Annotated in this window: 31 protein-coding genes, 1 tRNA gene and 1 riboswitch; of the genes, 24 read left to right on the forward strand and 8 right to left on the reverse strand. The window is 66.4% G+C overall.

Translation table 11 applies throughout. From position 1 onward, the window contains the following. Position 1 precedes the first annotated feature (1 nt). The 7 genes from nosZ (at position 2) to IT41_RS10430 (ending at position 7,029) form a co-directional block, all read left to right on the forward strand. Positions 2-1,930 (forward strand): TAT-dependent nitrous-oxide reductase, encoded by a 1,929-nt coding sequence (gene nosZ / locus IT41_RS10400; protein ID WP_036740923.1) that lies wholly within the window; start codon positions 2-4, stop codon positions 1,928-1,930. Continuing rightward, positions 1,930-3,273, forward strand: a complete 1,344-nt coding sequence (locus IT41_RS10405) for a nitrous oxide reductase family maturation protein NosD (RefSeq protein WP_052081397.1) — start codon at positions 1,930-1,932, stop codon at positions 3,271-3,273. The genes nosZ and IT41_RS10405 overlap by 1 nt, the downstream gene beginning before the upstream one ends. After that, positions 3,270-4,145, forward strand: coding sequence for an ABC transporter ATP-binding protein (locus tag IT41_RS10410; protein WP_036740924.1), 876 nt, complete (start codon positions 3,270-3,272; stop codon positions 4,143-4,145). The genes IT41_RS10405 and IT41_RS10410 overlap by 4 nt, the downstream gene beginning before the upstream one ends. Then, positions 4,145-4,975, forward strand: coding sequence for an ABC transporter permease subunit (locus IT41_RS10415; RefSeq protein ID WP_036740925.1), 831 nt, complete (start codon positions 4,145-4,147; stop codon positions 4,973-4,975). The genes IT41_RS10410 and IT41_RS10415 overlap by 1 nt, the downstream gene beginning before the upstream one ends. Continuing rightward, positions 4,976-5,497 carry a nitrous oxide reductase accessory protein NosL gene (locus tag IT41_RS10420; protein WP_036740926.1) on the forward strand — a complete coding sequence of 174 codons (522 nt, stop codon included), beginning with the start codon at positions 4,976-4,978 and terminating at the stop codon, positions 5,495-5,497. Then, on the forward strand, positions 5,484-6,413 hold the full coding sequence (locus tag IT41_RS10425) for an FAD:protein FMN transferase (RefSeq protein WP_036740928.1): 930 nt from the start codon (positions 5,484-5,486) through the stop codon (positions 6,411-6,413). The genes IT41_RS10420 and IT41_RS10425 overlap by 14 nt, the downstream gene beginning before the upstream one ends. Positions 6,414-6,519: 106 nt before the next feature. Continuing rightward, a complete protein-coding gene (locus tag IT41_RS10430) occupies positions 6,520-7,029 on the forward strand; it encodes a DUF2249 domain-containing protein (RefSeq protein ID WP_036740929.1) in 510 nt (169 codons plus the stop codon). A gap of 8 nt (positions 7,030-7,037) precedes the next feature. Here the strand turns inward: IT41_RS10430 and IT41_RS10435 are convergent, their stop codons facing one another. Then, on the reverse strand, positions 7,038-7,724 hold the full coding sequence (locus IT41_RS10435; protein WP_036740930.1) for a Crp/Fnr family transcriptional regulator: 687 nt from the start codon (positions 7,722-7,724) through the stop codon (positions 7,038-7,040). 147 nt (positions 7,725-7,871) lie between these two features. Here IT41_RS10435 and IT41_RS21590 point away from each other — a divergent pair, with 147 nt between their 5' ends. After that, positions 7,872-8,051 (forward strand): hypothetical protein, encoded by a 180-nt coding sequence (locus IT41_RS21590; RefSeq protein ID WP_074948100.1) that lies wholly within the window; start codon positions 7,872-7,874, stop codon positions 8,049-8,051. On the opposite strand, the gene IT41_RS10445 is transcribed toward IT41_RS21590, so the two are convergent. The 3 genes from IT41_RS10445 to IT41_RS10455 are packed head-to-tail and all read right to left on the reverse strand — an operon-like array spanning position 8,048 to position 10,086. Further along, a complete protein-coding gene (locus IT41_RS10445; protein ID WP_036740933.1) occupies positions 8,048-8,320 on the reverse strand; it encodes a hypothetical protein in 273 nt (90 codons plus the stop codon). The genes IT41_RS21590 and IT41_RS10445 overlap by 4 nt on opposite strands. After that, positions 8,317-9,204, reverse strand: a complete 888-nt coding sequence (locus IT41_RS10450; RefSeq protein WP_052081399.1) for an SPFH domain-containing protein — start codon at positions 9,202-9,204, stop codon at positions 8,317-8,319. The genes IT41_RS10445 and IT41_RS10450 overlap by 4 nt, the downstream gene beginning before the upstream one ends. Before the next feature lie 18 nt (positions 9,205-9,222). After that, positions 9,223-10,086: an N-formylglutamate amidohydrolase gene (locus IT41_RS10455; protein ID WP_036740934.1), complete on the reverse strand. Its 864-nt coding sequence runs from the start codon at positions 10,084-10,086 to the stop codon at positions 9,223-9,225. Between the two features lie 172 nt (positions 10,087-10,258). Between IT41_RS10455 and IT41_RS10460 the strand changes: the two genes are divergently transcribed. Both IT41_RS10460 and ykgO read left to right on the forward strand, forming a co-directional pair. Further along, a tRNA-Val gene (locus IT41_RS10460) sits at positions 10,259-10,333 on the forward strand. Between the two features lie 80 nt (positions 10,334-10,413). After that, a complete protein-coding gene (gene ykgO, locus IT41_RS10465; protein WP_017998967.1) occupies positions 10,414-10,539 on the forward strand; it encodes a type B 50S ribosomal protein L36 in 126 nt (41 codons plus the stop codon). 76 nt (positions 10,540-10,615) lie between these two features. Here ykgO and IT41_RS10470 read toward each other — a convergent pair whose 3' ends face one another. Continuing rightward, positions 10,616-12,394, reverse strand: a complete 1,779-nt coding sequence (locus IT41_RS10470; RefSeq protein ID WP_052081401.1) for a peptidoglycan-binding protein — start codon at positions 12,392-12,394, stop codon at positions 10,616-10,618. Between the two features lie 338 nt (positions 12,395-12,732). Here IT41_RS10470 and aroQ point away from each other — a divergent pair, with 338 nt between their 5' ends. Then, entirely contained in the window at positions 12,733-13,167 is a 435-nt protein-coding gene (aroQ, locus tag IT41_RS10475; RefSeq protein WP_036740935.1) for a type II 3-dehydroquinate dehydratase, read from the forward strand. A 159-nt stretch (positions 13,168-13,326) separates the two neighbouring features. On the opposite strand, the gene IT41_RS10480 is transcribed toward aroQ, so the two are convergent. The 3 genes from IT41_RS10480 to IT41_RS10490 form a co-directional block, all read right to left on the reverse strand. Next, positions 13,327-13,578 carry a hypothetical protein gene (locus IT41_RS10480; protein WP_036740936.1) on the reverse strand — a complete coding sequence of 84 codons (252 nt, stop codon included), beginning with the start codon at positions 13,576-13,578 and terminating at the stop codon, positions 13,327-13,329. 177 nt (positions 13,579-13,755) lie between these two features. Then, complete coding sequence (locus IT41_RS10485) at positions 13,756-14,358, reverse strand: HAD family hydrolase (protein ID WP_036740937.1); 603 nt, start codon at positions 14,356-14,358, stop codon at positions 13,756-13,758. Next, a complete protein-coding gene (locus IT41_RS10490; protein ID WP_331435294.1) occupies positions 14,358-14,786 on the reverse strand; it encodes a RidA family protein in 429 nt (142 codons plus the stop codon). The genes IT41_RS10485 and IT41_RS10490 overlap by 1 nt, the downstream gene beginning before the upstream one ends. 119 nt (positions 14,787-14,905) lie before the next feature. Here IT41_RS10490 and IT41_RS10495 point away from each other — a divergent pair, with 119 nt between their 5' ends. The 13 genes from IT41_RS10495 (at position 14,906) to thiS (ending at position 26,631) form a co-directional block, all read left to right on the forward strand. Then, the gene (locus IT41_RS10495; RefSeq protein WP_036740939.1) at positions 14,906-15,898 is read left to right on the forward strand and encodes an ABC transporter substrate-binding protein; all 993 of its coding nucleotides are present in this window, start codon (positions 14,906-14,908) and stop codon (positions 15,896-15,898) included. Positions 15,899-15,900: 2 nt separating this feature from the next. Beyond that, the gene (locus tag IT41_RS10500; RefSeq protein WP_414811550.1) at positions 15,901-16,659 is read left to right on the forward strand and encodes an ABC transporter ATP-binding protein; all 759 of its coding nucleotides are present in this window, start codon (positions 15,901-15,903) and stop codon (positions 16,657-16,659) included. Continuing rightward, entirely contained in the window at positions 16,656-17,501 is an 846-nt protein-coding gene (locus IT41_RS10505) for an ABC transporter permease (protein ID WP_036740941.1), read from the forward strand. The genes IT41_RS10500 and IT41_RS10505 overlap by 4 nt, the downstream gene beginning before the upstream one ends. Further along, positions 17,502-18,773, forward strand: a complete 1,272-nt coding sequence (locus IT41_RS10510) for a cytosine deaminase (protein ID WP_036740943.1) — start codon at positions 17,502-17,504, stop codon at positions 18,771-18,773. Positions 18,774-18,776: 3 nt separating this feature from the next. Beyond that, positions 18,777-20,165, forward strand: a complete 1,389-nt coding sequence (locus tag IT41_RS10515; RefSeq protein WP_036740945.1) for an FAD-binding oxidoreductase — start codon at positions 18,777-18,779, stop codon at positions 20,163-20,165. Beyond that, positions 20,165-20,767, forward strand: a complete 603-nt coding sequence (locus IT41_RS10520; protein ID WP_036740946.1) for an NAD(P)H-dependent oxidoreductase — start codon at positions 20,165-20,167, stop codon at positions 20,765-20,767. The genes IT41_RS10515 and IT41_RS10520 overlap by 1 nt, the downstream gene beginning before the upstream one ends. A gap of 26 nt (positions 20,768-20,793) precedes the next feature. Beyond that, on the forward strand, positions 20,794-21,579 hold the full coding sequence (locus IT41_RS10525; protein ID WP_036741004.1) for a creatininase family protein: 786 nt from the start codon (positions 20,794-20,796) through the stop codon (positions 21,577-21,579). Positions 21,580-21,663: 84 nt separating this feature from the next. Next, complete coding sequence (locus IT41_RS10530; RefSeq protein WP_036740947.1) at positions 21,664-22,200, forward strand: hypothetical protein; 537 nt, start codon at positions 21,664-21,666, stop codon at positions 22,198-22,200. 68 nt (positions 22,201-22,268) lie between these two features. Further along, positions 22,269-23,435: a nucleotide sugar dehydrogenase gene (locus IT41_RS10535; RefSeq protein ID WP_036740948.1), complete on the forward strand. Its 1,167-nt coding sequence runs from the start codon at positions 22,269-22,271 to the stop codon at positions 23,433-23,435. Then, positions 23,432-24,430, forward strand: a complete 999-nt coding sequence (locus IT41_RS10540; protein WP_139221679.1) for an NAD-dependent epimerase/dehydratase family protein — start codon at positions 23,432-23,434, stop codon at positions 24,428-24,430. Before IT41_RS10535 ends, IT41_RS10540 begins: the two co-directional genes overlap by 4 nt. A 43-nt stretch (positions 24,431-24,473) precedes the next feature. Further along, a riboswitch (TPP riboswitch) is annotated at positions 24,474-24,578 on the forward strand. A 70-nt stretch (positions 24,579-24,648) separates the two neighbouring features. After that, positions 24,649-25,476, forward strand: coding sequence for a bifunctional hydroxymethylpyrimidine kinase/phosphomethylpyrimidine kinase (thiD, locus tag IT41_RS10545; protein ID WP_036740952.1), 828 nt, complete (start codon positions 24,649-24,651; stop codon positions 25,474-25,476). Then, positions 25,473-26,450: an FAD-dependent oxidoreductase gene (locus IT41_RS10550; RefSeq protein ID WP_036740953.1), complete on the forward strand. Its 978-nt coding sequence runs from the start codon at positions 25,473-25,475 to the stop codon at positions 26,448-26,450. The genes thiD and IT41_RS10550 overlap by 4 nt, the downstream gene beginning before the upstream one ends. Beyond that, positions 26,434-26,631, forward strand: a complete 198-nt coding sequence (thiS, locus tag IT41_RS10555) for a sulfur carrier protein ThiS (RefSeq protein ID WP_036740954.1) — start codon at positions 26,434-26,436, stop codon at positions 26,629-26,631. Before IT41_RS10550 ends, thiS begins: the two co-directional genes overlap by 17 nt. Positions 26,632-26,633 lie beyond the last annotated feature (2 nt).

Below are 26,633 nucleotides of genomic sequence, written 5' to 3' on the forward strand. Positions count from 1 at the left end.
GATGACGGAAGACAGAAAGATCCGGATGAACCGGCGCCAGTTGCTTGGAAGCTCGGTCGTCGCGGCGGGCGCCGGCGCGCTTGGCTCGCGCGCCGTGATCGGCACCGGCGCGGGTCTGACCGCCGCCGGCATCGCCGCCGGCCAGGCCGGCGCGCAGGAAGGCGGCCTGTCCTATGAGGTCGGCCCGGGCGAGCTGGACGAATATTACGTGCTGCTGTCGGGCGGCCATTCGGGCGAGGTGCGTATCCTGGGCCTGCCCTCGATGCGGGAACTGACCCGCGTGCCGATCTTCAACCGCGAAAGCGGCACCGGCTGGGGCCTGACCAATGAATCGCGCAAGGTCCTGACCGAGGGGCTGACCCCGCAGACCCGGGAATTCCTCAAGGACAAGGGCGGCATCTACCTGAACGGCGACGCCCACCACCCGCACCCGTCCTTTACCGACGGCACCTATGACGGGCGCTATTTCTTCATCAACGACAAGGCCAATACCCGCGTCGCCCGCATCCGCCTGGACGTGATGCGCTGCGACAAGATCATCGAACTGCCGAACCAGCACACGGTCCACGGGCTGCGCGTGCAGAAATACCCGCGCACCGGCTATGTGTTCTGCAATGGCGAGGATGGCGTTCCGCTGCCCAATGACGGCACCTCGCTGGACGATCCCTCGGCCTATTACTCGATCTTTTCTGCGGTCGACGGCGACACGATGGAGGTCGCCTGGCAGGTCATCGTGGACGGCAACCTCGACAATGTCGATTGCGACTATCAGGGCAAATATGCCTTTTCGACCTGCTACAACTCGGAAGGCGGCGTCACCCTGGCCGAGATGATGGAAAAGGATCAGGACTGGCTGACCATCTTCAACCTGCAGGCTATCGAGGCCGCGGTCGCCGCCGGCGAGGGCGAGATGATGAACGGCGTGCGCGTCCTGGACGGGCGCGGGGCGGAAAACAAGCTGGTCCGCTATGTGCCGATCCCGAACAGCCCGCACGGCATCAACACCGCGCCGGATGGCAATTACATCGTCGCCAACGGCAAGCTGTCGCCCACCGTCTCGGTCCTGGACGTGCGCCTGTTCGACGATCTTTTCGCCGGCAAGATCCAGCCCCGCGACACCGTGGTCGCCGAGCCGGAGCTGGGCCTTGGCCCGCTGCACACCGCCTTTGACGGTCGCGGCAACGCCTATACGACGCTGTTCATCGACAGCCAGATCTGCAAATGGAACATCGAGGACGCGGTGCGCGCGCAGAAGGGCGAGCAGGTCGACCCGATCAGGCAGAAGCTGGATGTCCATTACCAGCCCGGCCACAACCATACCTCGATGGGCCAGACCAAGGAGGCGGACGGCCAGTGGCTGCTGTCGCTGAACAAGTTCTCGAAGGACCGCTTCCTGAACGTCGGCCCGCTCAAGCCGGAATGCGACCAGCTGATCGACATTTCCGGCGACGAGATGAAGCTGGTCCATGACAACCCCACCTTCGCCGAGCCGCATGACGCGACGATCATCCACGCCTCGAAGATCAACCCGGTCTCGATCTGGAGCCGCGACGACCCGTTCTTTGCCGATGCGGTGGCGCAGGCCGAACAGGACGGCATCGACCTGCTCAGCGACAGCGAAGTGATCCGCGACGGCAACAAGGTGCGGGTCTACATGACCTCCTCGGCGCCGGTTTTCGGGCTGGAAAGCTTTACCGTGAAACAGGGCGACGAGGTGACGGTCTATGTCACCAATATCGACGAGGTCGAGGATCTGACCCATGGCTTTGCCATCGTGAATTACGGCATCAACATGGAGGTCGCGCCGCAGGCCACCGCCTCGGTCACCTTCACCGCCGACCGGGCCGGGGTCTACTGGTACTATTGCAGCTGGTTCTGCCATGCCATGCACATGGAGATGAAGGGCCGGATGCTGGTCGAGCCGGCCTGATGATCCGCGCCGCCCGCATCATGGGCCTTGCCCTTGCGCTGATCGCCTCGCCGCTGCTGGCGGCCGAGGTTTTGCAGCCGACCTCCCAGGCGGAACTGGAGGCCGTGCTGGCCAGCGCCGGTGCGGGCGACGAAATCGTGCTGAAGGCGGGCCGCTGGCGCGGCCCCCTGAAGATCGCCGCCCCGGTGACGCTGCGCGGCGAACCGGGCGCCGTGGTCGATGGCCGGAACGCCGGCCATGCCATCCTGGTCGATGCCCCCGGCGCGACCGTCACCGGGCTCGAGATCACCGGCTCGGGCAGCGATCTGGACCGGATGGATTCCGGCATCTTCCTGACCGCCAACGCCACCGGCGCGCGGGTCACCGGCAACCTGTTGCGCGACAACCTGCATGGCGTGCGCATTCAGGGCGCCCGCGATGCGCTGGTCGCCGGCAACCGCATCGAGGGCCGCCGCGGCCGCCAATCCGAACTGGGCAACGGCGTCAGCGTCTGGAACGCCCCCGGTGCCGTGGTCGCGGAAAACGAAATATCCTGGGGCCGCGACGGCATCTTCGTCTATATCTCGAAACGGAACACCTTTCGCGCCAACCGTATCCACGACACGCGCTTTGCCATTCATTACATGAACACCTCGGACAGCGAGGTCAGCGGCAACGTCTCGTATGACAATGCCATGGGCTATGCGATCATGTTCTCGGACCGGCTGAAGGTCACCGGCAACAGTTCCGAAAACGACCGCGACTATGGTTTCCTGTTCAACTCGGCCAATTACTCGGTGCTGACCGATAACCGCGTCACCGGCCGTCTCGCGCCGGCCGCGCGCTGGCTGGATGCCGGCCAGAGCATCGAGGCCGGCGTGCCGGAAATCGAGCCGGGCAGCGGCGCGGGCGGCCGCATCGCGCCCGAGAAATGCGTCTTCATCTACAACGCCAACCGGAACGCGTTCACCGGCAACCGTTTCGAGGGCTGCGCCATTGGCATCCATTTCACCGCCGGGGCCGAAGGCAACCTGATGTCGCGCAACGATTTCATCGGCAACCGCGTGCAGGTGAAATATGTCGGCTCGCGCTATCTGGAATGGTCGCAGGACGGCGTCGGCAATTACTGGTCGGACAATGCCGCCTTCGATCTGAACGGCGACGGGCTGGCCGATGCCGCCTATCGCCCCAACGACATGGTGGACGAGGTGATGTGGACCGCCCCGCAGGCGCGAATGCTGCTGACCAGCCCCTCGGTCCAGATCATCCGCTGGGCGCAGGCCCGCTTTCCCGCCGTGCTGCCCGGCGGCGTGACCGACAGCAACCCGCTGATGTTTCCCAATTCCGAAAGGCCGCTGCCATGAGTGACGCGACCGTGATCCTGGAAGCCGTGACCAAGACCTATGGCGGCCGCGCCGCGGTCAGCGAGCTTTCCTATAGCCTGCAACCGGGGCAGGTGGTGGCTCTGGTCGGCCATAACGGCGCGGGAAAGACCACGCAGATCAAGATGATGCTGGGCCTGACGCGGCCCGATGCCGGCCGGCTGCAGGTGCTGGGCGCGGACCCCGTGCATGGCACCGGGGCCCGGCGGCAGCTTGGCTACCTGCCCGAAAGCGTGCAGTTCCACCTGGCTTTCACCGGCCGCGAGACGCTGGGATTCTATGCGCAGCTCAAGGGCTTGCCGGCGCGCGGGCATGACGCGCTGTTTCAACGCGTCGGTCTGGCCGAGGCCGCCGACCGCCCGGTGCGCGGCTATTCCAAGGGGATGCGCCAGCGCCTTGGCCTTGCGCAGGCCCTGCTGGGCACGCCGCGCCTGCTGCTGCTGGACGAGCCGACCTCGGGCCTCGATCCGGCGCTGCGGCGCGAGCTTTACGGCATCGTCGCGGAACTGGCGCGGGCCGGCGCGACGGTGCTGCTGTCCTCGCACGCGCTGACCGAGCTTGAGGATCAGGCGGCCCGCGTCATCGTCGTCAATCGCGGCCGCAAGATCGCCGATGGCACCATGGCCGAATTGCGGCGGCTGGCCGGCCTGCCCTCGCGGCTGCGCTTTCGCGCCGATGCCAGCCCCGACAACCGCGCCACCCGTGCCGGCGACTACTGGCAGATCGAGCTGGCCGAGGACGAAAAGGCCCCCGCCCTCCGCCAGGTGATCGCGGCAGAGGCCCGGGAGATCACGCTTGAAGACCCGAGCCTTGACGACATCTACGCCCATTTCCTGAAACGCGAGGCCGCGTGATGCCCAACCCGCAACCCGCCATCCTGACCATCGCGCGGCGCGAGCTGGCCGAGGGCATGCGCAACCGCTGGGTCGTTTCGACCACCCTGATCATGGCGGCGCTGGCGCTGACCATCGCGGCACTGGGATCGGCGCCGACCGGCACCACCTCGACCGCGGCGCTGGATGTGGTGGTGGTGGGGCTGTCCAGCCTGACCATCTTTCTGGTGCCGCTGATCGCATTGCTTCTGTCCCATGACGCCATCACGCGCGAGGTCGAGCGCGGCACATTGCTGTTGCTGCTGAGCCACCCGCTGTCGCGCCCGCAGGTGATCGCCGGCAAGTTTCTGGGGCAGCTGGTCATCATGGCGCTGGCCACGGTGATCGGCTTCGGCCTGGCAGCCCTGTTCGTCATCTGGCGCGACGGCGCGGCGGGCTGGCAGGCCTTTGCCATGATGATCTGGGCCTCGATCCTGCTGGGCGCGGTGTTTCTGGCGCTTGGCACGCTTGCCTCGGCCAGCGTTCAGGAAAGCTCGACCGCGGCCGGCATCGCGATCGGGCTGTGGCTGCTGTTCGTCGCCATCTACGACATGGCGTTGCTGGCGGCGCTGGTCGCGCGGGGCGGCCATGCCGTGGCGGGCTGGGTCATGGACCTGGCGCTGGTGCTGAACCCGACCGACGCCTATCGCCTGCTGACCCTGGGCGAAGGCTCATCGGCCATGCTGTCGGGCATGGGCGGGGTCTATGACAGTTCGCAACTGACACCCGGCCTGCTGACCGGCGCGCTGCTGCTGTGGAGCGCGGTGCCGCTGGTGCTGGCCATGGCCGCATTCTCGAAAAGGAACCTCTAGATGAAACCGCTGCTGATCGCCGCGCTGATCGCCCTGCCGCTGATGGGCTGCAAGACCGAGGAAACCGCCGCCCTGCCGCCCGAAACCATGACCGCCGAGGCCATCGGGCGCTATTGCGGCATGAACCTGATGGAGCATGAAGGCCCCAAGGGGCAGGTCGTCCTGTCCAGGGAAATGGGGGCCTACTGGTTTTCGTCCGCGCGCGACACGATCGCGTTCTCCATGATGCCGGACGAGGTCAAGGATTACGGCGGCCTCTATGTCTCGGACATGGCGCGGGCGGAAAGCTGGGCCGAACCCGGTGCCGATAACTGGATCGACGCGAAAACGGCCTTTTATGTCACCGGCTCTTCCGCGCAGGGCGGCATGGGCGGGGCAGAACTGGTGCCCTTTTCGACCCGCGAGGCGGCCGAGGCCTTTGCCGCGGAAAAGGGCGGCATCGTCCAGACATTCGACGAACTCACCCCTGACGAGGTTCTGGGCAATGGCACAGCGGCAGGGGGCGAGCATGCAGCGAATTAGACGCCGCCGTTTCCTGACCATCGCGGCGGCCGCGCTTGGCGCGCCGCTGATCGCCGATCCGGCAACGGCCGGTGACGCCGCGATCTGGCACGGGCAGGCCATGGGCGCGCCGGTCCGGCTGATCCTGAACCACCCCGATCCGACGCGCGCCCGGACCATCCTGCGCGAGGTTGCGACCGAACTGCGCCGGCTCGAAGCGATCTTTACCCTTTACCGCGCGGATTCCGAACTGTCGCGACTGAACCGAAGCGGCGCGCTGGTCGCCCCCAGCCCCGAAATGGTCGCCGCGCTTGAACTTGCCGGGCTGGCGCATCGGGTGACGGGCGGCCGGTTCGATCCCTCGGTCCAGCCGCTCTGGCGCGCGCATGCGGCCGGCGGCGATGCCGGCGCGATCCGCGCGGCCCGCGCCCTGACAGGCTTCGGCCGCGTCAAGGTCAGCCGCGACCGGATCGCCATGCCCGCGGGCATGCAACTGACGCTGAACGGCATCGCGCAGGGCCATATCACCGATTGCATCGCCACGCGCCTGCGGGCCGCCGGGGCCGAACACACGCTGGTCGATATGGGCGAGATCCGCGCCATCGGCGGCAGGACCGCGCGCGATCCCTGGCAGGTCGCCCTGCCCGGCGGCACCGAGGTCGGGCTGGTCGATCGCGCCATCGCCACGACCGAGGCCGCCGGCTTTACCTTTGACGCGGCGGGACTTTTGCCACATCTGATCGACCCGGCCACCGGCGCCGCGCGCGCGGCATGGCGCCGCATCTCGGTCATCGCGGACACGGCCGGGCTGGCCGATGCGCTTTCCACCGGGTTCAGCCTTGCCCCCGCCGCCGCGATCCGCAGCGCGATGGCCAGGCTGCCCGGTATCGAGATCCTGGCGCTGGACAGCAGGGGACAAGACCACCGCTTTGCATGACACAGGCAGAACCCAGGACGCATCCCGCACGACCCGCTGAACCCGCAGGCGGTTCGGCGGCAGTATCCGCGCCTCATTCCGACCGCCACCTGCAAGGAAGCCACCGATGCAAAAGATCGTCACGCTGGATGTCAGGCCCCTGCTGGCCGCGGGCGAAGAGCCGATCCTGGCCATAATCAAGGCGGCCGACGGGCTTGCCGAGGGCCAGACGCTGCGCCTTCTGGCCCCGTTTCGCCCGGTTCCGCTGTTCAGCGTGATGCAGCGACGCGGCTATATCCACGAGGAAACCGAACAGGGGGACAATATCTGGCAGGTGGATTTCATCCGCGCCCAGGCGGCCTATCAGCTTAGCCCGGGCAGCGCGCTGGAAGCGGTCGACTGGCCCGATCCCACCGTCTTTCTTGACCTGACCAGACCCGAACCGGCAGAGCCGGCGGCCCGTATCCTGGCGGCGATCAGGGCTGCCAAACCCGGCCATGTCATCTTTGCGCTGCTGCCCGCAGAGCCCGCCATACTGCTGCCGGAACTGGATGCGCGGGGTCATAAATGGGCCGGAAACTACGCCTCGGACGGGACGGGATACCGGCTGCTGGTGTTGCGGGGCGACAAGCCCTGATGCCGCGATCAGCCGGAGATTTCCGAGATCGCCCGCAGCGCCGGCATATCCGCGACGATCACCTTTCGACGCGCCCGGGCAAGAACGCCGCGCGCCTCCCATCCCGCCATGATGCGCGACACGGTATGAATGGTATTGCCGCTCATGTCGGCGATGTCCTGACGGGTCAGCGGAAAGGGAATGCTGGCCCGGTCGCCCTCGACCTCGCCGGAATCGCGGATCAGGCGCAGCAGCAGATTGGCGATGCGCTGGCCCGCCTCTTCCGTGGTCATTTCGCGCAGGCGGGTATGGGCCTCGTCCAGCTTGCGCCCGACGGCCTGGATCGCGCTGATCGCGAGCGAAGGCGCCGCACCCAGAACCGGCTCCCACCGGCTGCGCGGCCAGGCCAGCAGCCTGCTGCCGACGATCGCCTCGGAACTGCCGGGATAGGACTCGCGTCCCAGCGCGGGCGCAAAGCCGCAAAGCTCGGAGGGGTGCACGATGCGAACGATGATCTGACGCCCCTCTTCATTGACCTGCGAGACCTTGAGACGGCCATCGAGCAGCATGAAAAACCGTGTCGCCACATCCCCTTGCGCAAAAAGCGGCTCGCCCGCGTCCAGCGAAATCCGCGACATGCCGGCCTGAACAACGGCCAGTTGCGCGTCACTGAGGCCCTTGAACAGGGGCAATTCGGCAAGCGAACGGTCAATCATGGGGCGTCCTCGCGCGACGGACGGAAAGGGGAAAGGCAGCTCCCTCATCCTGCGCCTAACACGGCCGGGTTGGAATGGGAAAGCCCCCCGCGATTACGCCGTGGCGCCGCACCGCCCGTTATGAGTGGTGCCATCGGTCGGCCCTGCATGCTGCGGACGGTCCCGCTCATAAGCCCGGTGGCGCATTTCTGCCGCAATGCCTTCGGCCACTTGCCTGCCGGCAAGGTCCGCGCCACCGCCCTGAAGATCCCGATGCGCGGGAAGAGCATCCGCTGCCGATCGTCGCGCGGCGCGGATGAGCAACAGATTGGCGCAGTTCAGGCCTAATTGTCGTTGATGTCCCGCGTCCAGACCTTCATCTCGCCCTTGTTGGTACCGAAGATGCGGCGCAGCGCAAGCCAGATCAGCCCGGTCAGAACCGCCGTCGCGACCAGCGCCATGGGCAGCCCGGCCGGCCACAGGCCCAGAAGCAACGCGCCCCCCATCAACAGCACCGCAAGGGCGAAACCCAGGAAGAACCAGCCCGGCATGGCCAGTTCCAGCGCCGCCAGGATCAGCGCCAGGATGACCCAGATCCAGCCATTGGCCCAGATCATTTCGCCCCCCTGAACAGCTTGAACGCATCGCCAAAGGCCTCGACCGCCGAGGCCGGCAGGACGATCATCTGCTTGCCCTGCCCCTTGCCGACATCGTTGAGCACCTCGACCTGTCGCATGGCGACCTGATACTGCGCCGCCTCGATCCCGCCTTCGCGGATGGCGGTGGCGATGGCGCTGGTGGCATAGGCCTCGGCATCCGCCAGCAAACGCTTGGCCTTGGCCTGCTGTTCGGCGGCGTAAAGATCGCCGTCGGCGGCCAGTTCGACCGCGCGGCGCTTGCCCTCGGCCTCGGTCACCTGGGCGCGGCGGGCGCGTTCGGCATTGAGCTGTTGCAGCATGGCCGCGCGGGTCGCCTGATCCAGATTGACATCCAGAATCTCGGCCCGCGTCACCTCGATCCCCCAGTCATCGACGATATTGGCCAGCGCATCGCGGATACGCTCGATCAATTGTGCGCGATTCGACTGGACCTGATCCAGCTCCATCGCGCCGATTTCCGAACGCACGATGCCGGCCACCGTGGTGGCGATCGCCGCATCCACGTCGCGGATGCGGTAGACGGTCTTTTCCGGCTCGATAATGCGGTAGAAGACGCTGGTTTCCACCTGCACCAGCACGTTATCGGCGGTGATCGCATCCTGGCTGGCGGTCGGCAGCTGCCTTTCCAGCACGGAAATCCTGTGCGCGACCCGGTCCAGAAAGGGCATGATGAAATTGATCCCCGGCCCAAGCACCGAGCGCAGCCGGCCGAACCGCTCGACCACGTATTTTTCCGATTGCGGCACGATCCGCACCGCCGAGGTGACCGCGAAGAAGATCACCACCGCCAGAACGATCAGCGCGATGTTCTGGCTCAGCGGTTCGAGAAACGATGCGGGCATGAAATATCCTTTCGCCGATCACTCTGCCGCGATGGCCGAATCACAGGCATCGGGGCGCAGATCCGCCAGCCTCGCGACAATCCGGCCAAAGCGCTGCGCAAAAACCCCGAAATCGGCGCGTGGCTGGACCAGCGTCTCGTTCATGTAGAGCGAACGGTCCATCTCCAGTTGCACGACATGCACGTTGCGGCGCGGGCGGCCGTAATGTGCGGTGATATAGGCGCCGGAAAACGGTGAATTCCGGCGCAGGCGGAAACCCTCGGCCGTCACCGCCTCGGCCACGCCGGCGCTGATCTGGCGCGCGGCGGAAACCCCGTTGCGATCGCCCAGCACGAAATCCGGGCGCGGGCGCGGCAGATGGGCCAGCGCATCGCGCGGCATCGAATGCATGTCGATCAGAATGGCGCCGCCGAAACGCTCCACCGCCTCGTCGATCAGCGCGGAAAGCGCATCGTGATAGGGTCGCCACAGCCGGTCGATGCGCTGCTGCGCCTCGGCCCTGGGGATGGGCCGGTCGTGAATCGGCCGCCCCTGCGAGACGACACGGGGAATCACCCCCAGCCCGGCCATGATTCGCGGGCTGAGCGCGGCGGGCGCGACGCCCGAGACCACCAGCGGATCGATTTCCTCGGGCCCGCGGTTCAGATCCACGACGCTGCGCGGCACCCGCGCCGTCATCAGCACCGCGCCGTGATCCAGCGCCGGGGCGATCAGCCGGTCCACGAAAGCATCCTCGGACGAGCGCAGGAGCAGCGGATCCAGCCGCGATTCGACCAGGAACCAGTCGGGATAGTGGCAACCGGAATGCGGCGACGCAAAGATCACGCCGCCCCGCCATTCGCTGGGCCTGCTCAGATCGAACGTCTGCTGTTCCAGGGTCATTGCGCGCTCCGCCGGCGTCTGCCCCTCGCATGATAAGGCAAAAGGATTTATAAACCATCACCACGCGACGCCAAGAGCTGTCGAATGAGGGCTTGAAACCCCGATCCGGGGTCGATATAGACACGCGCACCACGGGGCTCTGATGGCTTTTGTCGCCAGAATCACCGGGAAGGGGCGGTTAGCTCAGCGGTAGAGCACTACGTTGACATCGTAGTGGCCACTGGTTCGATCCCAGTACCGCCCACCATTTTTCGCGCCCCCGGCGTCAACCGGGGGCATTTCAGTTCCAAGGCGCGACTTGCGATGCGCCGCGATAGGAGAAGACCGATGAAGGTTCGCAATTCGCTTCGCTCGCTCAAGAGCCGCCACCGCGATTGCCAGATCGTGCGCCGCAAGGGCCGCATCTACGTCATCAACAAGACGAACCCGCGCTTCAAGGCCCGTCAGGGCTGAGGCGCCGCGCCTGTGACGCAAGGAATGCGCCCGCAGTGCGGGCGTTTTTCGTTTTCGCCGGCCGGCTGGCCGCGTGTCAGGGCCGGGGCGTTTCGCTGAGCAGCCGGGTCACGGTTTCCTGCGTGACATGCCCGGTCACGCGCAGGTTGCGGGTCGCCTGATAACGGCGCAGCGCCGCACGGGTCTCATCGGTGAATTCGCCATCGACCGGGCCGGTGCGCAGCCCGGCGGCGATCAGCCTTTCCTCGATCATCCTTCGGGTCGCGGAATCGAGCCCGAGGCCGGCCTCTTCCCGGCGCGCGGCCTCGGTTCCGGCGCGCAGGGTCTGCAGGCGCGCGCGGGCCTGGCTCGCGCGGCGGCCCTGCGGATAGCGCTCAAGATAGGTTTCATAGGCCGCGGCCGAACCCTGACGGCGCGCCCAACGCCATGTCGCCTCATCCTCTTGCGGGCGGTCCTGAGGCCCCGGATCGGTTCGTCCTTCGAGCATGTCGCGGGCGGTTTCGGCATGCATGCCATAGGGATAGCGGCGCAGATAGACGCGCAGCCCCTCGGGGTCGCCGGTGGCGCCGGTCTGGCGCCAGAAGGCGCTGTCGCGGCTGCCATTGTCGCCATCCAGATAGGCGACCTGCCGGTTGATCAGCCGCCATTGCCCCGGGCTGAGATAGCCGGTCGGCGCTTCCCCGTTGGCGCGCTGCCACGCGGCGATCGCCGCCCGGCTGCGCTGCCCGAAGATGCCATCCGCCGCGCCGCTGTCAAAGCCCAGCCGCGACAGGCGGCGCTGAACGGCGGCGCGCTTGCCATTGTCCAGCCGCATCGCCTGCTCGACGCGCTCCTCGGGGGTAAGCTTCTGGCGGGGCTCGCGTACCTGTCCGGGTGGCGCGAGCGGCACCACCGGCAGCAGGCTCGCGCCACCCTCGATCCGCTCGGTCGCCTGCGCGGCATAGCGGCCCGCGGGAAAGGCATGCAGATAGGACATATAGGCCGCGAGGCTGTTCGCCGCCTGCGCGACGGCCCAGGCCTCGGCATCGGCATCGCTTTGCGCGCTGGCATCATGGCCGCGGCGCGCCAGTCTTTCCCGCGCCGCGGCCGCGAAGATACCGCGCGGAAAACGCAGCAGATATTCGGTATAGGCGGCCGGGCTGTTGGTCTGCGCGGCCTGCGCCCAGGCCGCGCGATCGGCCGCCATCGGATCCTCGGGCCGCGACGAGGCGCCCTGCCGGCCAAGCACGAGATCGCGCGCGCTGCCCGGCAAGAGCAACAGCGCCGGGTCCATCGCCGCCGCCTGTTCGGTCGAGTTGCCGCGCAACAGCCCGGCCAGGGCTTGCGCGGCAAGCTCGGGCGTTCCGCAGATCACCGCCATGCCGGTCGGCACCGCGATGGTACCGATGCCGCTCTCAAGCCCGTCGCGACGCGGCATCTGCTGGCCATCGGTTCCCAGGATCAGGATCGATCCCGGCTGCCCGCCGACCATCAGCCGCAGCACCAGCGACAGGGGCACGCCTTGCAGATCCGCGGTGATCCGGTCCGGCTCCTGCGCATCGGTTCCCATGAACCATGTTTCGCCGCTGTCATGCAGGAAACGGCCGTTCAGAACGACAATGCGCGCGCCCGGGGCAGGATCGTTTCCGGCCAGCGCGGTCAGCCTGTCGCGCAGTTCGGCGGCATCCAGATCGACACCATCCGCGGTCCGGAATCCGGCCTGACGCAACGCTTCGGCCAGCGCCGCGGTATCAGAGCCGGCAAGGTCGGGCGCATTGCGATAATCCGCGTTGCCGATCACCACGGCGCGCTTTTCCGCGCAGACCGGAACCGGGCCCAGCAGAACCGCCAGCAGGATCAGGACAAGTCGCACCATGAATTCACTGATTCCCAAAGCCGGCCGGATGATCCCGACCCTAAACGCGGCACCCGGCGACCGCCATGCCCGATCCGGCGTGCCCGCAGGATCTAGGTGCCGTCCTTGACAGGGTCCAATAATGCTGGGCCGGGTTTTTTCCGTCAACGCATCTGTGTTCGGCGCGCCGTGACTTTGCGGCCGGCCCGATTCGGCAGCGGTGCCGGAAAGGCTTGCGGCAGGCGCGATGGCGGGTATCTTTTCCTGCGCGCTACGCCTGACCAAGCAGGACCGCCAGGCGCTCCCACGACCAGCCGGGCGGCAAATCCCTTGCCGCCCCCTTCACCAGAAAGAACGCCATGCCCAAGGTCTATATCCTGAACGGTCCCAACCTGAACCTGCTGGGCCAGCGCCAGCCGGAAATATACGGCAGCACGACGCTGGCCGATATCGAGGCCCGCTGCCGCGAACTGGGGCGCGAGCTTGGGGTCGAGATCGGCTTTTTCCAGTCCAATCACGAAGGCCAGATCATCGACACCATCCACGAGGCACGGCATCAGGCGCAGGCGATCATCATCAACCCAGCCGCCTTTACCCATACATCGGTCGCGATCCTGGATGCGCTGAACGCCTTTGACGGTCCGGTGCTGGAGGTGCATATCTCGAACGTGCACAAGCGCGAGGGCTTTCGCCACCATTCCTATGTCAGCCTGCGGGCCGATGGCGTGATCGCCGGTTTCGGAACCCATGGCTACGCGCTGGCCCTGCGCCACGCGGCCAGCATGATCCTGTGACGGGCGGATGCGGATCAGGCAATGCCGCCGCTTCGATGGCGAAAGCGGCGGCACGCATGGGCGGATCGGAAGCGGCGGCGATCCCTGACCGGGAGGATCACAAGCCGCGAGCGACGGAATCCGGTCCGCCGGGGAAAGGCAAGGAAACCTGCCGCGGCCTCAGCCGGCGATCGGCCGGGGACGCAAGCTTGGATGATTCCGGCGACGGGCGCGCCGGAACCCTGTCGACCCGGCCAGGAGCGAGTCGATCAGATCGACGGTCACGACGCGGCTCAAGCCCAAACCCGCGCCAAGACCGATTTCATTCACCAAAGAAGAGACGCGAATATTGCCGCGCAGCACCCGGATCGGGTCCGGCAGGGGCAGCGCATGTTCGTCAATTGTGGATCGCTTGCCCCTGCCGGTCACCATGCTGGAACTCGTTACCATGATTACACCTCGTAAACCGAACCACTGGCGCGAACCGTAACGGGAGGAAGGGGCCGCGCCATGGAATCACTATGCCATACCGCCTGTGATCAGGACGTGATTCCGGCATGACGCCGGTGTGAAAAATGCAAACGGGGCGCGGGCGCGCAGGGCCGCTTTTCAGAACAATCCGCGCTCGGTCAGTTCGCGGCCCAGTGCCTCGGCGCCGGTGAAATGGATCGCCTCCATGCCGACGGCGCGGGCGCCCTCGACATTGGCCGGGCTGTCGTCGATGAAGATGCAGTCCTGCGGCTGCAACCCGTTGCGGTCCATCAGCAGGCGATAGATGCCCGGCTCGGGCTTGAGCATGGCGACCTCGCCCGAGACGACGATATCCTCGAACACGCGCGCGAGCCGCGGATAGAGCTCGCGCGCCGCCGGAAAGGTCTCGGCCGCCCAGTTGGTGATCGCATATAGCGGCACGCCGCGCGCCAGCAGCGCCTCGAGGATTTCCCAGCTTCCGGGCACCGGCCGGTCGATGGTCAGCGGGAACGCCGCCAGATAACCCTGCAGGTGACGCGCCTCATGGCCATGTTCGGCATGCGCCGCCGCCAGGCCTTCGGCAAAGCTGCGGCCGGCATCCTGTTCGCGGTTCCAGGCGGCAAAGCCGATCCGCGCCATCCAGTCCTCGGCCGCCTCGCGCGAGGTAAAGGCATCGGCGAATGCCAGCGCCGGGTCCCATTCGATGAGCACCGCGCCAAGATCGAAGATCACGTTTTTCATCAGGCCCTTTCCATCGCCGTCAATTCCACCTCGACCAGGAATTCCGGCCGGGTAAAGCCCGATACGATCACCAGCGTCGAGGCGGGCAGAACCTCGACCCCGGCCAGGAACGCGTCCCGCGCCGCCATATAATCGGCAAAATATGCCCGATCGGTGACAAAGGCGTTCACCCGCAGCACGTCGCGCGCGGACAGGCCCGCCTCGGCCAGGATCGCGGCGCAATTGGCAAAGCATTGCCGCGCCTGCTCCAGCGCGCCCTCGGGCAGGCTGCCATCGGCGCGCAGGCCAAGCTGGCCCGAGGTCAGCACCAGCCGCCCCGCGCCGCGGGTCGCGACACCGTGCGAATAACGGCCAAAGGGCGCGGCGATGGACAAGGGGTTCAGGGCCTGCATGGCGGCGATCCTGATGCAGCCATCCGCGGTGGTCAAGACGGGCGATGCCCTCGCCCCGTCCGGCGACAAAAACTGCAGATTGCGAAAACCGGCGCATCGTTGCACGATGTCCGCAAAACCGACCGATGAGATCATCGCGCCAACAGGAGCTGCCCATGAAACGCATATCGCTAGTCCCGGCCGTCGCGGCAATCAGCCTTGCCCCCGCGGCCATGGCCCAGGAAACGGCCGTGAAATTCGGCACCAACTGGGTCGCGCAGGGCGAGCATGGCGGCTATTATCAGGCGGTCGCGGACGGGTCCTACAAGGAATGCGGTCTTGACGTGACCATCGTGCCGGGCGGACCGCAGGTGAACAACCGCGCCATGATGCTGGCCGGCAAGATCGATTTCAACATGGCCGGCAACCTGCTTTCGACCTTCAACGCGGCGGCCGAGGGTGTGCCGGTGGTCGCCATCGCCGCCATGTTCCAGAAGGAACCGCAGGTCTTTCTGACCCATCCCGGCAAGGGCCAGACCTTCGAGGACCTGAAGAAGCTGAAAATCTATGTCAGCGACGAAGGTTTCGCGTCCTACTATCTGTGGATGAAATCCGCCCATGGCTTCACCGACGAGCAGCGCGAGGTCTATACCTTCAATATGGCGCCCTTTATCGCCGACGAGAACAGCGCCATTCAGGGCTATGTCTCGTCCGAGCCGCTGATGGTCGAGCAGCAGGCCGGATGGACGCCCGACACGCTGTTGCTGGCGGATGCCGGATACGGCACCTATTCCACCCTGATCGAGACCATGGCCGATACCATCGCCAACCGCCCCGAGGTGGTGCAGTGCTTTGTCGATGGCTCGATCAAGGGCTGGTACAACTATCTTTACGGCGATGCCAGCAAGGCGGATGCGCAGATCAAGCTCGACAACCCCGAAATCACCGACGAGATCCTGGCCTTCGGCCGCGAGCAGATGAAGGCTTACGGGATCGTCGATTCCGGCGACTCGCTGGAAAAGGGCATCGGCGTGATGACCCGCGAACATATCGACCAGTTCTTCAAGGACATGGCCGAGGCCGGCGCGATCGCGCCCGACCTGGACTATTCCGCCGCCTATACGCTGGATTTCGTCGGCAAGGGCGTCGGCATGGAGCTGAAGAAATAAGCGTGACCGGACGACCCGATCTGATGCGCATGGACGGCGTCGGCAAGGTCTTTGCCGGCGAGGTCACCGCGCTTTCCGACATGAACCTGACCCTGGCCGAGGGCGAATTCGTCTCGCTTCTGGGGCCATCGGGCTGTGGCAAATCGACCGCGCTGCGGCTGATCGCGGGGCTGATGCAGCCCACCACCGGCAAGGTCAGCTGGCAGGGCCGGCACGATACCGGCGATCTGGGCGTGGTATTTCAGGAGCCTACGCTGATGCCCTGGGCGACGGTGGAAAAGAATGTCTGGCTGCCGCTGCGGCTCAGGGGCGAAAAGCTCGACGCCATGCGCCCCCGCATCCGCGAGGCGCTGGACATGGTCGGCCTGGGCAAGTTCGCCAATGCCTATCCGCGCGAATTGTCGGGCGGCATGAAGATGCGCGTCTCGATCGCGCGCGCGCTGGTCACCCAGCCGCGCCTGATCCTGATGGACGAGCCATTCGCGGCGCTGGACGAAATCACCCGCAACCGGATGAACGACGATCTGCTGGCGCTGCGCGGCCGGCTGGGCTGCACGGTGATCTTCGTGACCCATTCGGTCTTTGAAAGCGTCTATCTGTCCGACCGCATCGTGGTCATGGCGCCGCGCCCCGGCCGCGTGGCCGAAGAGGTGACCGTGACCGCGGCCAACCGCGATCAGGATTTCCGCACCTCGGCCGATTATGCCGGGCTGTGCCGCGCGGTCTCGGCCGCGCTGTCCCGCGCCACAGGTGACACATGACCGAAGCCCGCACGCAAATCCCCGATGCCGAGGAAATCGCCCGCCTGCGCCGCGCCCGCGCCGAAAAGACCGGCCGCTGGCTGATGCCCCTGCTGACCATCGCCCTGGCGCTGGCGATCTGGGACCGGATCGTGGTCTGGAACGAGATCCCGCATTACATCCTGCCCGGCCCCGGTCTGGTCGCCCGCACGCTGGTCGAGGACTGGGCGATCCTGGGCCCGGCGACATGGGTCACGCTGAAGATCGCCATGATGGCGCTGGTCGTCGCGGTGATCGGCGGCGTCAGCCTGGCGGTGCTGTTCAGCCTGTCGCGATGGGCCGAGATGTCGTTTTATCCCTTTGCCGTCATCCTGCAGGTGACGCCGGTCGTGGCGATCGCGCCGCTGATCTTCATCTATGTCGAGAACCGCACCATCGGCCTGCTGCTTTGCGCCTGGATCGTGGCGTTCTTTCCGATCCTGTCCAATACCTCGCTGGGGCTGCGTTCAGTCGATCGCAATCTGGCGGATCTGTATCGCATCTATGGCGCCAGCCGGTGGCAGCGCCTGATCCATCTGCAACTGCCCTCGGCCCTGCCCTATTTCCTGGGCGGGTTGCGCATCGCGGGCGGGCTGTCGCTGATCGGCGCGGTGGTGGCGGAATATGTTGCGGGCACGGCCGGGATCGGCACCGGGCTGGCGTTCCGCATCCTCGAGGCCGGCTACCGGCTGAACATCCCGCGCATGTTCGCGGCGCTGGTGCTGATCGCGGTGCTGGGGGTGCTGATCTTTGCCGTGCTGTCGCTGATCTCGCATCTGGCGTTGCGGCACTGGCATGAAAGCGCGCTGAAGAAAGAGAGCTGATTGGATTTTCGCGTTCTGCCCAGCGGCGATCTGACCCTGACCAACCTGACCGCGCCCGGCTGCCTGATCGGCCGCGAAGCCCCGCTTGAGACGATATCGCTGAGCATCCGCGACGGGCGCATCGCCGCGCCCGCGCCCGGCCTGCCACAGGTGGATATGCGGGGCGCGATGGTCTTTCCCGCCTTTATCGACATGCATACCCATCTGGACAAGGGGCATATCTGGCCCCGCGCCGCCAATCCCGATGGCAGTTTCGACGGCGCGCTTCGGGTGGTCGAGGCGGATCGCGTGGCGAACTGGTCCGGCGGCGATGTCCGCGCCCGCATGGATTTCGCGCTGCGCTGCGCCTGGGCGCATGGCAGCCGCGCCATCCGCACCCATCTGGACAGCATCCCGCCGCAGCACCGGATCAGCTTTGCCGAATTCACCCGCCTGCGCGAGGAATGGGCCGGCCGGATCGACTTGCAGGCGGTCTGCCTGACCTCGATCGACCGGATCGACCCGCAGGGCGGCGGCGAATTCGCCGAGATCGCCGATCTGACCGCCGAAAGCGGCGGCGTGCTGGGCTGCGTGACCTTTCCCGACCCGCTGCTGCGCGACCGCCTGCGCGCCTTTTTCGCCCATGCCGGGCAGCGCGGGCTGCATGCCGATTTCCACGTCGATGAAAGCGGCGATCCCGCGGCCGCCAGCCTGCGCGCGATCGCCGAAGTGGTGCTTGAGACCGGCTTTGACGCGCCGGTCACCGTCGGGCATTGCTGCTCGCTGGCGGTGCAGCCCGATGCCGAATGGCAGGCTACGCTGGATCTGGTGGCCCGCGCCGGCATCCATGTCGTCAGCCTGCCGCTGTGCAACCTCTATCTGCAGGACCGCGCACCCGACCGCACGCCCCGCTGGCGCGGCATCACGCTGGTCCATGAAATGGCGGCGCGCGGGATCAATGTCAGCTTTGCCTCGGACAATACCCGAGACCCGTTCTATGCCTATGGCGATCTGGACATGATCGAGGTCATGCGCGAGGCGACGCGGATCGCGCATCTGGACCATTCCCGCGACGACTGGATACAGGCCTTTCTGGCCAATCCCGCCCGCGCCTGCGGCTTTGACGCGCCCTCGCTTATGCCCGGCGCGCCTGCCGATCTGGTGATCTGTCGCGCGCGCTCCTGGACCGAGCTTTTCGCCCGCCCACAATCGGATCGCATCGTGCTGCGCGACGGGCACCAGATCGACCGCAGCCTGCCCGATTACGCCGAACTTGATCATCTGATGAGTTGACCCATGAATATCGACGCCGCCAAAGCCGCCCTTGCGCATCTGGATATCGACGACAACCCCGCCGCCGTGCGCGCCAAGAGCCGGGACTTCTTCTGGTATTCGCCGGTGCTCAAGGATCGGCTGGACCATGTCTGCGCCGATTTCGTGGTCATGCCAAAGAACCAGGACGAGGTGATCGAGATCCTGCGCGCCTGCCATGCCCATGACGTGCCGGTGACGGTGCGCGGCTCGGGCACCGGCAATTACGCCCAGGCCATGCCGCTGGCCGGTGGCTGCGTGATCCATATGCAGAACATGGCCGAGGTGCTCAGGATCGCGCCCGGCCGCGTCACCACCCAGCCCGGCCTTGTCATCCGCGAGCTGAACCGCATCACCCGCGCGGATTCCGGGCAGGAGCTGCGCATGATGCCCTCGACCGCCGGGACGGCGACCATCGGCGGCTTCATCTGCGGCGGCTCGGGCGGGGTCGGCTCGGTCCGCTGGGGGTTTTTGCGCGATTACGGCAATATCCTGCGCATCCGCGTCGTCACCATGGAGGCCGAGCCGCGCATCCTCGACTTCACCGGCGAGGATCTGGCGCGGGTCAGCCATGCCTATGGCACCAATGGCGTCGTCACCGAGATCGAGATGCCGCTGGCCCCGGCCTATGACTGGATCCATATCTTTGTCACCCTGCCGGATTTCGCCCGCGCCAGCCGGCTGGCGCATGCGCTGGCCCTGCAGGACGGCATCCTGCTGAAACTGGCTACGGTCTGCGAGGCGCCGACCGCCGCGCGCTATTTCCAGCGCTTCAAAGGCCAAGTGACCGACCGGGACAATGTCATCGCGCTGATGGTCGCGCCGCATTCGATGGACGGTTTCCTGTCGTTCCTGTCGCATGAGCCGGATGCGAAGCTGATCTATCGCAGCGACGCGCATGACTGGGCGCGCGATCCCGGCCCGGCCTATGAATATGGCTGGAACCACACCACCCTGCGCGCGCTGAAGGTCCAGCCCGAGATCACCTATCTGCAGGTGCGCTATGCCGGGCCGGATTTTCTGGACAAGGTCGACCAGATCCGCGCCCGTTTCTGCGACGAACTGATCCAGCACCTGGAATTCCTGCGCGAAAACGGCGTGATGACCGCTGCCGGCCTGACCCTGGTGCGTTTCTCGACCGAGGAACGGCTGGACGAGATCATCCGCATCCATGAGGACATGGGTTGCATGATCTTCAACCCGCATCGCTACACGCTGGAAGAGGGCGGCCGCCAGACCGTCGATGAGCGCCAGCTTGAATTCAAGCGGCAGGCCGATCCCAAGGGGCTGCTGAACCCGGGCAAGATGATCGCCTGGGACGCGCCCGACTGGGATTACCGCCGCATGTACGACTATCCGGGCATGCGGCGCTGATGCGGGCGCTGGTCGTTTATTGCCATCCCGATCCGGGCAGTTTCAACGCCGCCATTCGCGATCTGGTCTGCGAGCGGCTGCGTGCCTCGGGGGCCGAATTGCGGCTGCGCGACCTTTATGCCGACGACTTCCGGCCGGTCATGTCGCGCGAGGAATGGCTGAACTATCTCGACCCCAAGCGGAACACCCTGCCGGTCGCCGCCGAGGTCGAGGCCCTGCGCTGGTGCGACACGCTGATCTTTGTCTATCCGACATGGTGGTACGGGCTGCCGGCGATGCTGAAAGGCTGGCTCGACAAGGTGATGCTGCCCGATCTGGCTTTCCTGATGCCGGATGCCGAGAACCGGCTGATCCGGCCGGGGCTGCAGCATATCTCGCGGCTGGGCGTGTTCACCACCTGCGGTGCCAGTTTCTGGCTGACCTCGCTGATCGGCGCGCCGGGCAAGCGCACATTGCTGCGCGGCGTGGGCTATCTCTGCGCGCCGGACCGGCGCAGCGTCTTTGCCGCGCATTACCTGATGGACAGCTCGACCCCCGACAGCCGGGCGCGGCATCTGGAGCATGTCGCGCGCAAGATGGACAAGCTGCTGGCCCCGATGTGACCGGCCCCGCCGCGAAAGGAGATATCATGAAACGCCGTCTCGACTGGGCCGAATACCGCGCCCCGGAATATGCGGGGATCGACCCGATGCGCACCATCGCCATCCTGCCGACCGCCGCGATCGAACAGCACGGCCCCCATCTGCCCGTCGGCACCGACACGATGATCGCCCAAGGCATGCTGGACGCGCTGCGCCGCGATTGCCCGGACGACCTGGATATCCGCATCCTGCCGGTGCAGGCGGTCGGCAAATCGACCGAGCATCTCTGGGCCGCCGGCACGCTGACGCTGGATGCCGCCACGGCGCTCGGCGCCTGGACGCAGATCGGCCTGTCGGTGGCCCGCGCCGGGCTGCGCAAGATCGTCATCGTGAACAGCCATGGCGGCAATCTGGATCTGGTCTCGATCCTGACGCGCGAATTGCGGGTGCAGGCGGGGATGCTGGCGGTCAAATGCCAGTGGATGGGCTTTGGCCTGCCCGAGGGCATGTATTCCGCGCAGGAACGGCAATTCGGCATCCATGGCGGCGATGTCGAAACCTCGCTGATGCTGGAGTTTCAGCCGCATTGCGTGGATATGCAGGCGGCGCGGGATTTCCGCTCCTTGGCCGAGGGGGCCGCGATCCAGCCCGTCGGGCCGGTCAGCCATGGCTGGATTTCGGCGGATCTGAACCCCGAGGGCGTGGTGGGCGAGGCGCATCTGGCCACGGCCGACAAGGGCCGCGCCACGGCGGCGCATCAGACCGCCGGCATGATCGCGCTGCTGCGGCAGGTGCGCGATGCCCCGATCCCGCAGGCCGCGACCGGCTGGTGATCGCGGCTTTTCCGGGCGTCGCAGCCATGCTAGGCTGACAGGCAAGGCCCAGTGCAGCTTTCCCGAACCTGCCGGATCACATCGATGAACCAGTTCGAAGAAGCCGAGAAAGTCTATCATCTGATCCGCGAACGCGTCCGGTCCGAGGACCGGCTTTACAACCAGCGCATTACCTGGCTGATCTCGCTGCAGGCAGCTCTTTTCGCGTCATTCGGGCTGATCCTGCGCGTGGATACGGATGGCGGCGCGCTTGATTCAGAGGGGCTGCGCAGGGCGATCTTCCTGATGGTCGCGCTGACCGGCATATTCGTCGCGCTGATTTCACACGGGGTGCTGACCAATGGCCAGAAGGCCATGGACGAGCTGAAAACCCGATGGGACGAATACGCGGCAAAGCTGGACAAGCGGACCCAAGACATCTTTCCCCATCCCAGGGGGCGCGATGGCGAAGGGCTGACAAACGCGATCGCCAATCGCGGCTTCAGCACCGCCACCCTGCCCGTCCTGTTCATGGTCATCTGGGCCGGCTTCATTACCGTGCTGATCTATGACCAGCTTGACCCGAGCCGCGAGATCCTGCCGGTTCCGGCCCCCGCACAGACCCAGGCGCCCGATCCCTGAACCCGCGCCAGCTTTTGCGCGCGCCCAAGCCGTGCTAAGCCGATGAAAAGGTAACAGGCAGGTAAAGCATGACAATCGCAGTCGCCGGTTTGGGCTATGTCGGCATGTCCATCGCCGTGCTGCTGGCGCAGCACAATCAGGTCACGGCGCTGGACGTGAACGCGGCCCGGGTGGCACAGGTGAATGCGCGCCGCTCGCCCATCGAGGATGCCGAGATCAGCGAATGGCTGGCGCAAAAGCCGCTGACGCTGACCGCCACGACGGATGCGCAACAGGCGCTGAGCGGCGCGGAATTCGTCATCATCGCCACGCCCACGAATTACGACCCGCGCTCGAACCATTTCGATACCTCCAGCGTCGAGGCGGTGATCGCCCAGGCCCGCGAACATGCGCCCGACGCCACCATCGTCATCAAATCCACCGTGCCCGTGGGCTTTACCGCCCGGATGCGCGCGGAAACCGGCTATGACGGGATCATCTTTTCCCCGGAATTCCTGCGCGAGGGACGGGCGCTTTACGACAACCTCTACCCCTCGCGCATCGTGGTGGGCGACCGCGGCGATGCCGCGAAACGCCTGGCCGCCCTGCTGGCCGAGGGCGCGATCCGCAAGGACATGCCGGTGCTGTTCACCGGCCCGGTCGAGGCCGAGGCGATCAAGCTGTTCTCGAACACCTATCTTGCCATGCGGGTCGCCTATTTCAACGAACTCGACAGCTATTCGGTGGCGCGCGGGCTGAACACGCGCGAAATCATCGACGGCGTCGGCCTGGATCCGCGCATCGGCGACAGCTACAACAATCCCAGTTTCGGCTATGGCGGCTATTGCCTGCCCAAGGATACCAAGCAATTGCTGGCCAATTACGACGCCGTGCCGCAGAACCTGATCGCGGCGGTGGTGGAATCGAACCGCACGCGCAAGGATTTCATCGCCGATCAGATCATCGCCCGGCGCCCGAAACTGGTCGGCGTCTACCGGCTGGTGATGAAGGCCGGCTCGGACAATTTCCGCGACAGCTCGATCCAGGGCATCATGAAGCGGATCAAGGCCAAGGGCATCCCCTGCATCGTCTATGAACCCGTGCTGACCGAGGATCATTTCTTTCACAGCCCGGTGGTCCGCGATCTGCGCGACTTCAAGGCGCAGGCCGATCTGATCATCGCCAACCGCCACAGCGCGGAACTGGCCGATGTCACCGACAAGCTCTACACCCGCGACCTGTTCGGAGTCGACTGATGCGCGCGCTCGTCACCGGCTCGGCCGGGTTCATCGGCTATCACCTGTGCGAATTGCTGCTGGCCGAGGGGGCGCAGGTCATCGGGCTGGACGCGCACGATCCCTATTACGACCCGGCCCTGAAAGAGGCGCGCGAGGCGCGGCTGCGCGCGCATCCCGGCTTTACCCCGATCCGCGCCCGGCTCGAGGATCCCGGCGTGCTGGCCGATCTGTTCGCGACCCACAGGCCCGAGATCGTGGTGCATCTGGCCGCGCAGGCGGGCGTGCGCCATTCCATCGACAATCCGCGCGCCTATCTGGCCTCGAACATCATCGGCACGTTCGAGCTGCTCGAGGCGGCCCGTGCCCATCCGCCGCAACACATGCTGCTGGCCTCGACCAGTTCGGCCTATGGCGCGAACAAGGACATGCCCTATCGCGAAACCGACCGGGCCGATGCGCAGATGTCCTTTTACGCGGCCAGCAAGAAATCGACCGAATCGATGGCGCATAGCTACGCGAACCTGTTCGATCTGCCGATCACCATGTTTCGCTTTTTCACCGTCTATGGCCCCTGGGGGCGGCCCGACATGGCGCCCTGGCTGTTCACCAGCGCGATCATGGCCGGCCAGCCGATCAAGGTTTTCAACCACGGCGACATGCGGCGCGATTTCACCTATGTCACCGATCTGGTGCGCGCGATCCGGCTGCTGGTGGATGCGGTGCCGGGTGATGCGCCCGCAGGCCCCGAGGACAGCCTGTCCCCCGTGGCCCCGTTCCGGGTGGTCAATATCGGCAATGGCGCGCCGGTCGAACTGCTGGATTTCATCGCCGCGATCGAAACCGCGACCGGCAGACAGGCCGACAGGCAGATGCTGCCCATGCAGCCGGGCGACGTGCCCGCGACCTGGGCCGATACCGCGCTGCTGCGGCGGCTGACCGGCTATGCCCCGCAGACCCCGGTCGCTCAGGGCGTCGCCGATTACGTGGCATGGTTCCGAAGCTACTACCTGTAGCCTCTTGCAACCTGCGCGGTCGGAGCCTAGGTTATCGGGACGACTCATACACTTGGGGTGCCCCCTTGCGGGGCTGAGAGGTGCCAGGCACCGACCCATCGAACCTGATCCGGGTCATGCCGGCGTAGGGAAGGGTAGAGTGCGACGGCAGGAACAGGAACCGGCCGCCACCAATCCGCCCCAAGCTCGCAGGACCCGCCCAATAGGAAAGGCGGGCCATGCCGGTCATTCAGCCCTATCCCATCGCCCTGACTATTGCCGGCTCGGACAGCGGCGGCGGCGCGGGGATACAGGCCGATCTCAAGGCGTTTTCCGCCTTTGGCGTGTACGGCGCATCTGTGATCACAGCGATCACGGCGCAGAATACGCGCATCGTCTCGGCCGTCGATCCGGTCAGCCCGGCAATGATCGCCGCGCAGATGGATGCGGTTTTCGGCGATCTCGATGTGCGCGCGGTCAAGATCGGCATGGTCGGCGGGCCGGATGTGATCACAATTATCGCCCAGCATCTGCGGGCGGTACTGGACTCCAACCCGATCCCGGTGGTCCTGGACCCGGTGATGGTCGCCAAGACAGGCGACAAGCTGCTCGCGGACGAGGCAGTCTCGGCGCTGCGCGCGGAACTGCTGCCGCTGGCCACGGTGCTGACCCCGAACCTGCCCGAGGCCGCCCGGCTTCTGGACCGCGATGCCGCCACCACCACCGAGGAAATGACCGAACAGGGCGAGGCATTGCGCGCCCTTGGCGCCGCGAACGTGCTGATGAAGGGCGGGCATGGCATCGGCGCGACCTGCACCGATCTGCTGATCGGACCCGATCCCCTGACCCTGATCGCCCCGCGACGGCAGACGCGCAACACGCATGGCACCGGCTGTTCGCAATCCTCGGCCATCGCGGCGGGGCTGGCGCGGGGTAAAACCGTACCGCAGGCGGTGACCCGCGCCCATGAATGGCTGCAGGGCGCCATCGCCGCCGCCGACAGCCTGGCCGTCGGAATGGGCCATGGTCCGGTACATCATTTCCACGAGATCTGGGACAAGCCATGACCGCAGCCACCATCCTTGGTGCCGGCGTCATGGGTCTGGCGATCGCCAGCGAACTGGCCTCGCGCGGGATCATGCCACGGATCATCGACCCGGCCGGCGGCCCCGGCCCGCATGGTTGCAGCTGGTATGCCGGCGGCATGCTGGCCCCCCATTGCGAGGCCGAAAGCGCCGAGCCCGCCGTGCTGCATCACGGCCTGAAAGCCGCCGAATGGTGGCAGGCCAACGGTGCCGACATCACCTATGAGGGCACGCTGGTCCTGGCGCCGTCGCGCGACCGGGCGGAACTGGACCGCTTTGCCCGGCTGACGCGCAGCCATGATACCGTGAGCGCACAGGAAATCGCCGCGCTTGAGCCCGATCTGGAGGACCGCTTCCAGCGCGGGTTGCTCTATCGGACCGAGGCGCATCTGAACCCGCGCGAGGCATTGCGAACGCTGCGCGACCGGCTGGCGGCGCAGGGCATCGAGATCGAACCCGACGGCAAGCCCTCGGGCCTGATCGTGGATGCCCGCGGGCTGGCGGCGCGCGATGCGCTGCCCGACCTGCGCGGTGTGCGCGGCGAAATGCTGGTGCTGCGCTGCCCCGAGGTCACGCTGACCCGCACCATCCGCATGCTGCATCCGCGCATCCCGCTGTATATCGTGCCGCGCGGCGACGGGCTTTACATGATCGGCGCGACGATGCTGGAGACGGGCGGCAAGCATCGCGTCACCGCGCGTTCGGCGGTCGAGCTGCTCAACGCCGCCTATGCCCTGCATCCCGGCTTTGCCGAGGCCGAGATTGTCGAGCTTGGCTCGGACGCGCGGCCGGCATTTCCGGACAACCTGCCCCGCCTGCGCCGGCGCGGCAACACGCTTTACGCAAACGGCCTATACCGCCACGGCTATCTTCTGGCCCCCGCCGTGGCCCGCATGGCCGCCGATCATATCCAGACGGGCCAGAAACCGGAGTTCATGGATGAAAATCACCCTTAACGGAGAAATCCGCGACCTGACCGGCCCCAGCGTGCAGGACGTTCTGGCCGAAATCGGGCTGGGCGCGGCCCGCGTCGCCACCGCGCTGAACGGCGAGTTTCTGCCCGCCGCCATCCGCCCCTCGGCGACGCTGAAGGACGGCGACGCGCTTGAGGTCGTGGCGCCCATGCAGGGGGGCTGACC

Source organism: Paracoccus halophilus, from assembly GCF_000763905.1.
Lineage (GTDB): Bacteria > Pseudomonadota > Alphaproteobacteria > Rhodobacterales > Rhodobacteraceae > Paracoccus > Paracoccus halophilus.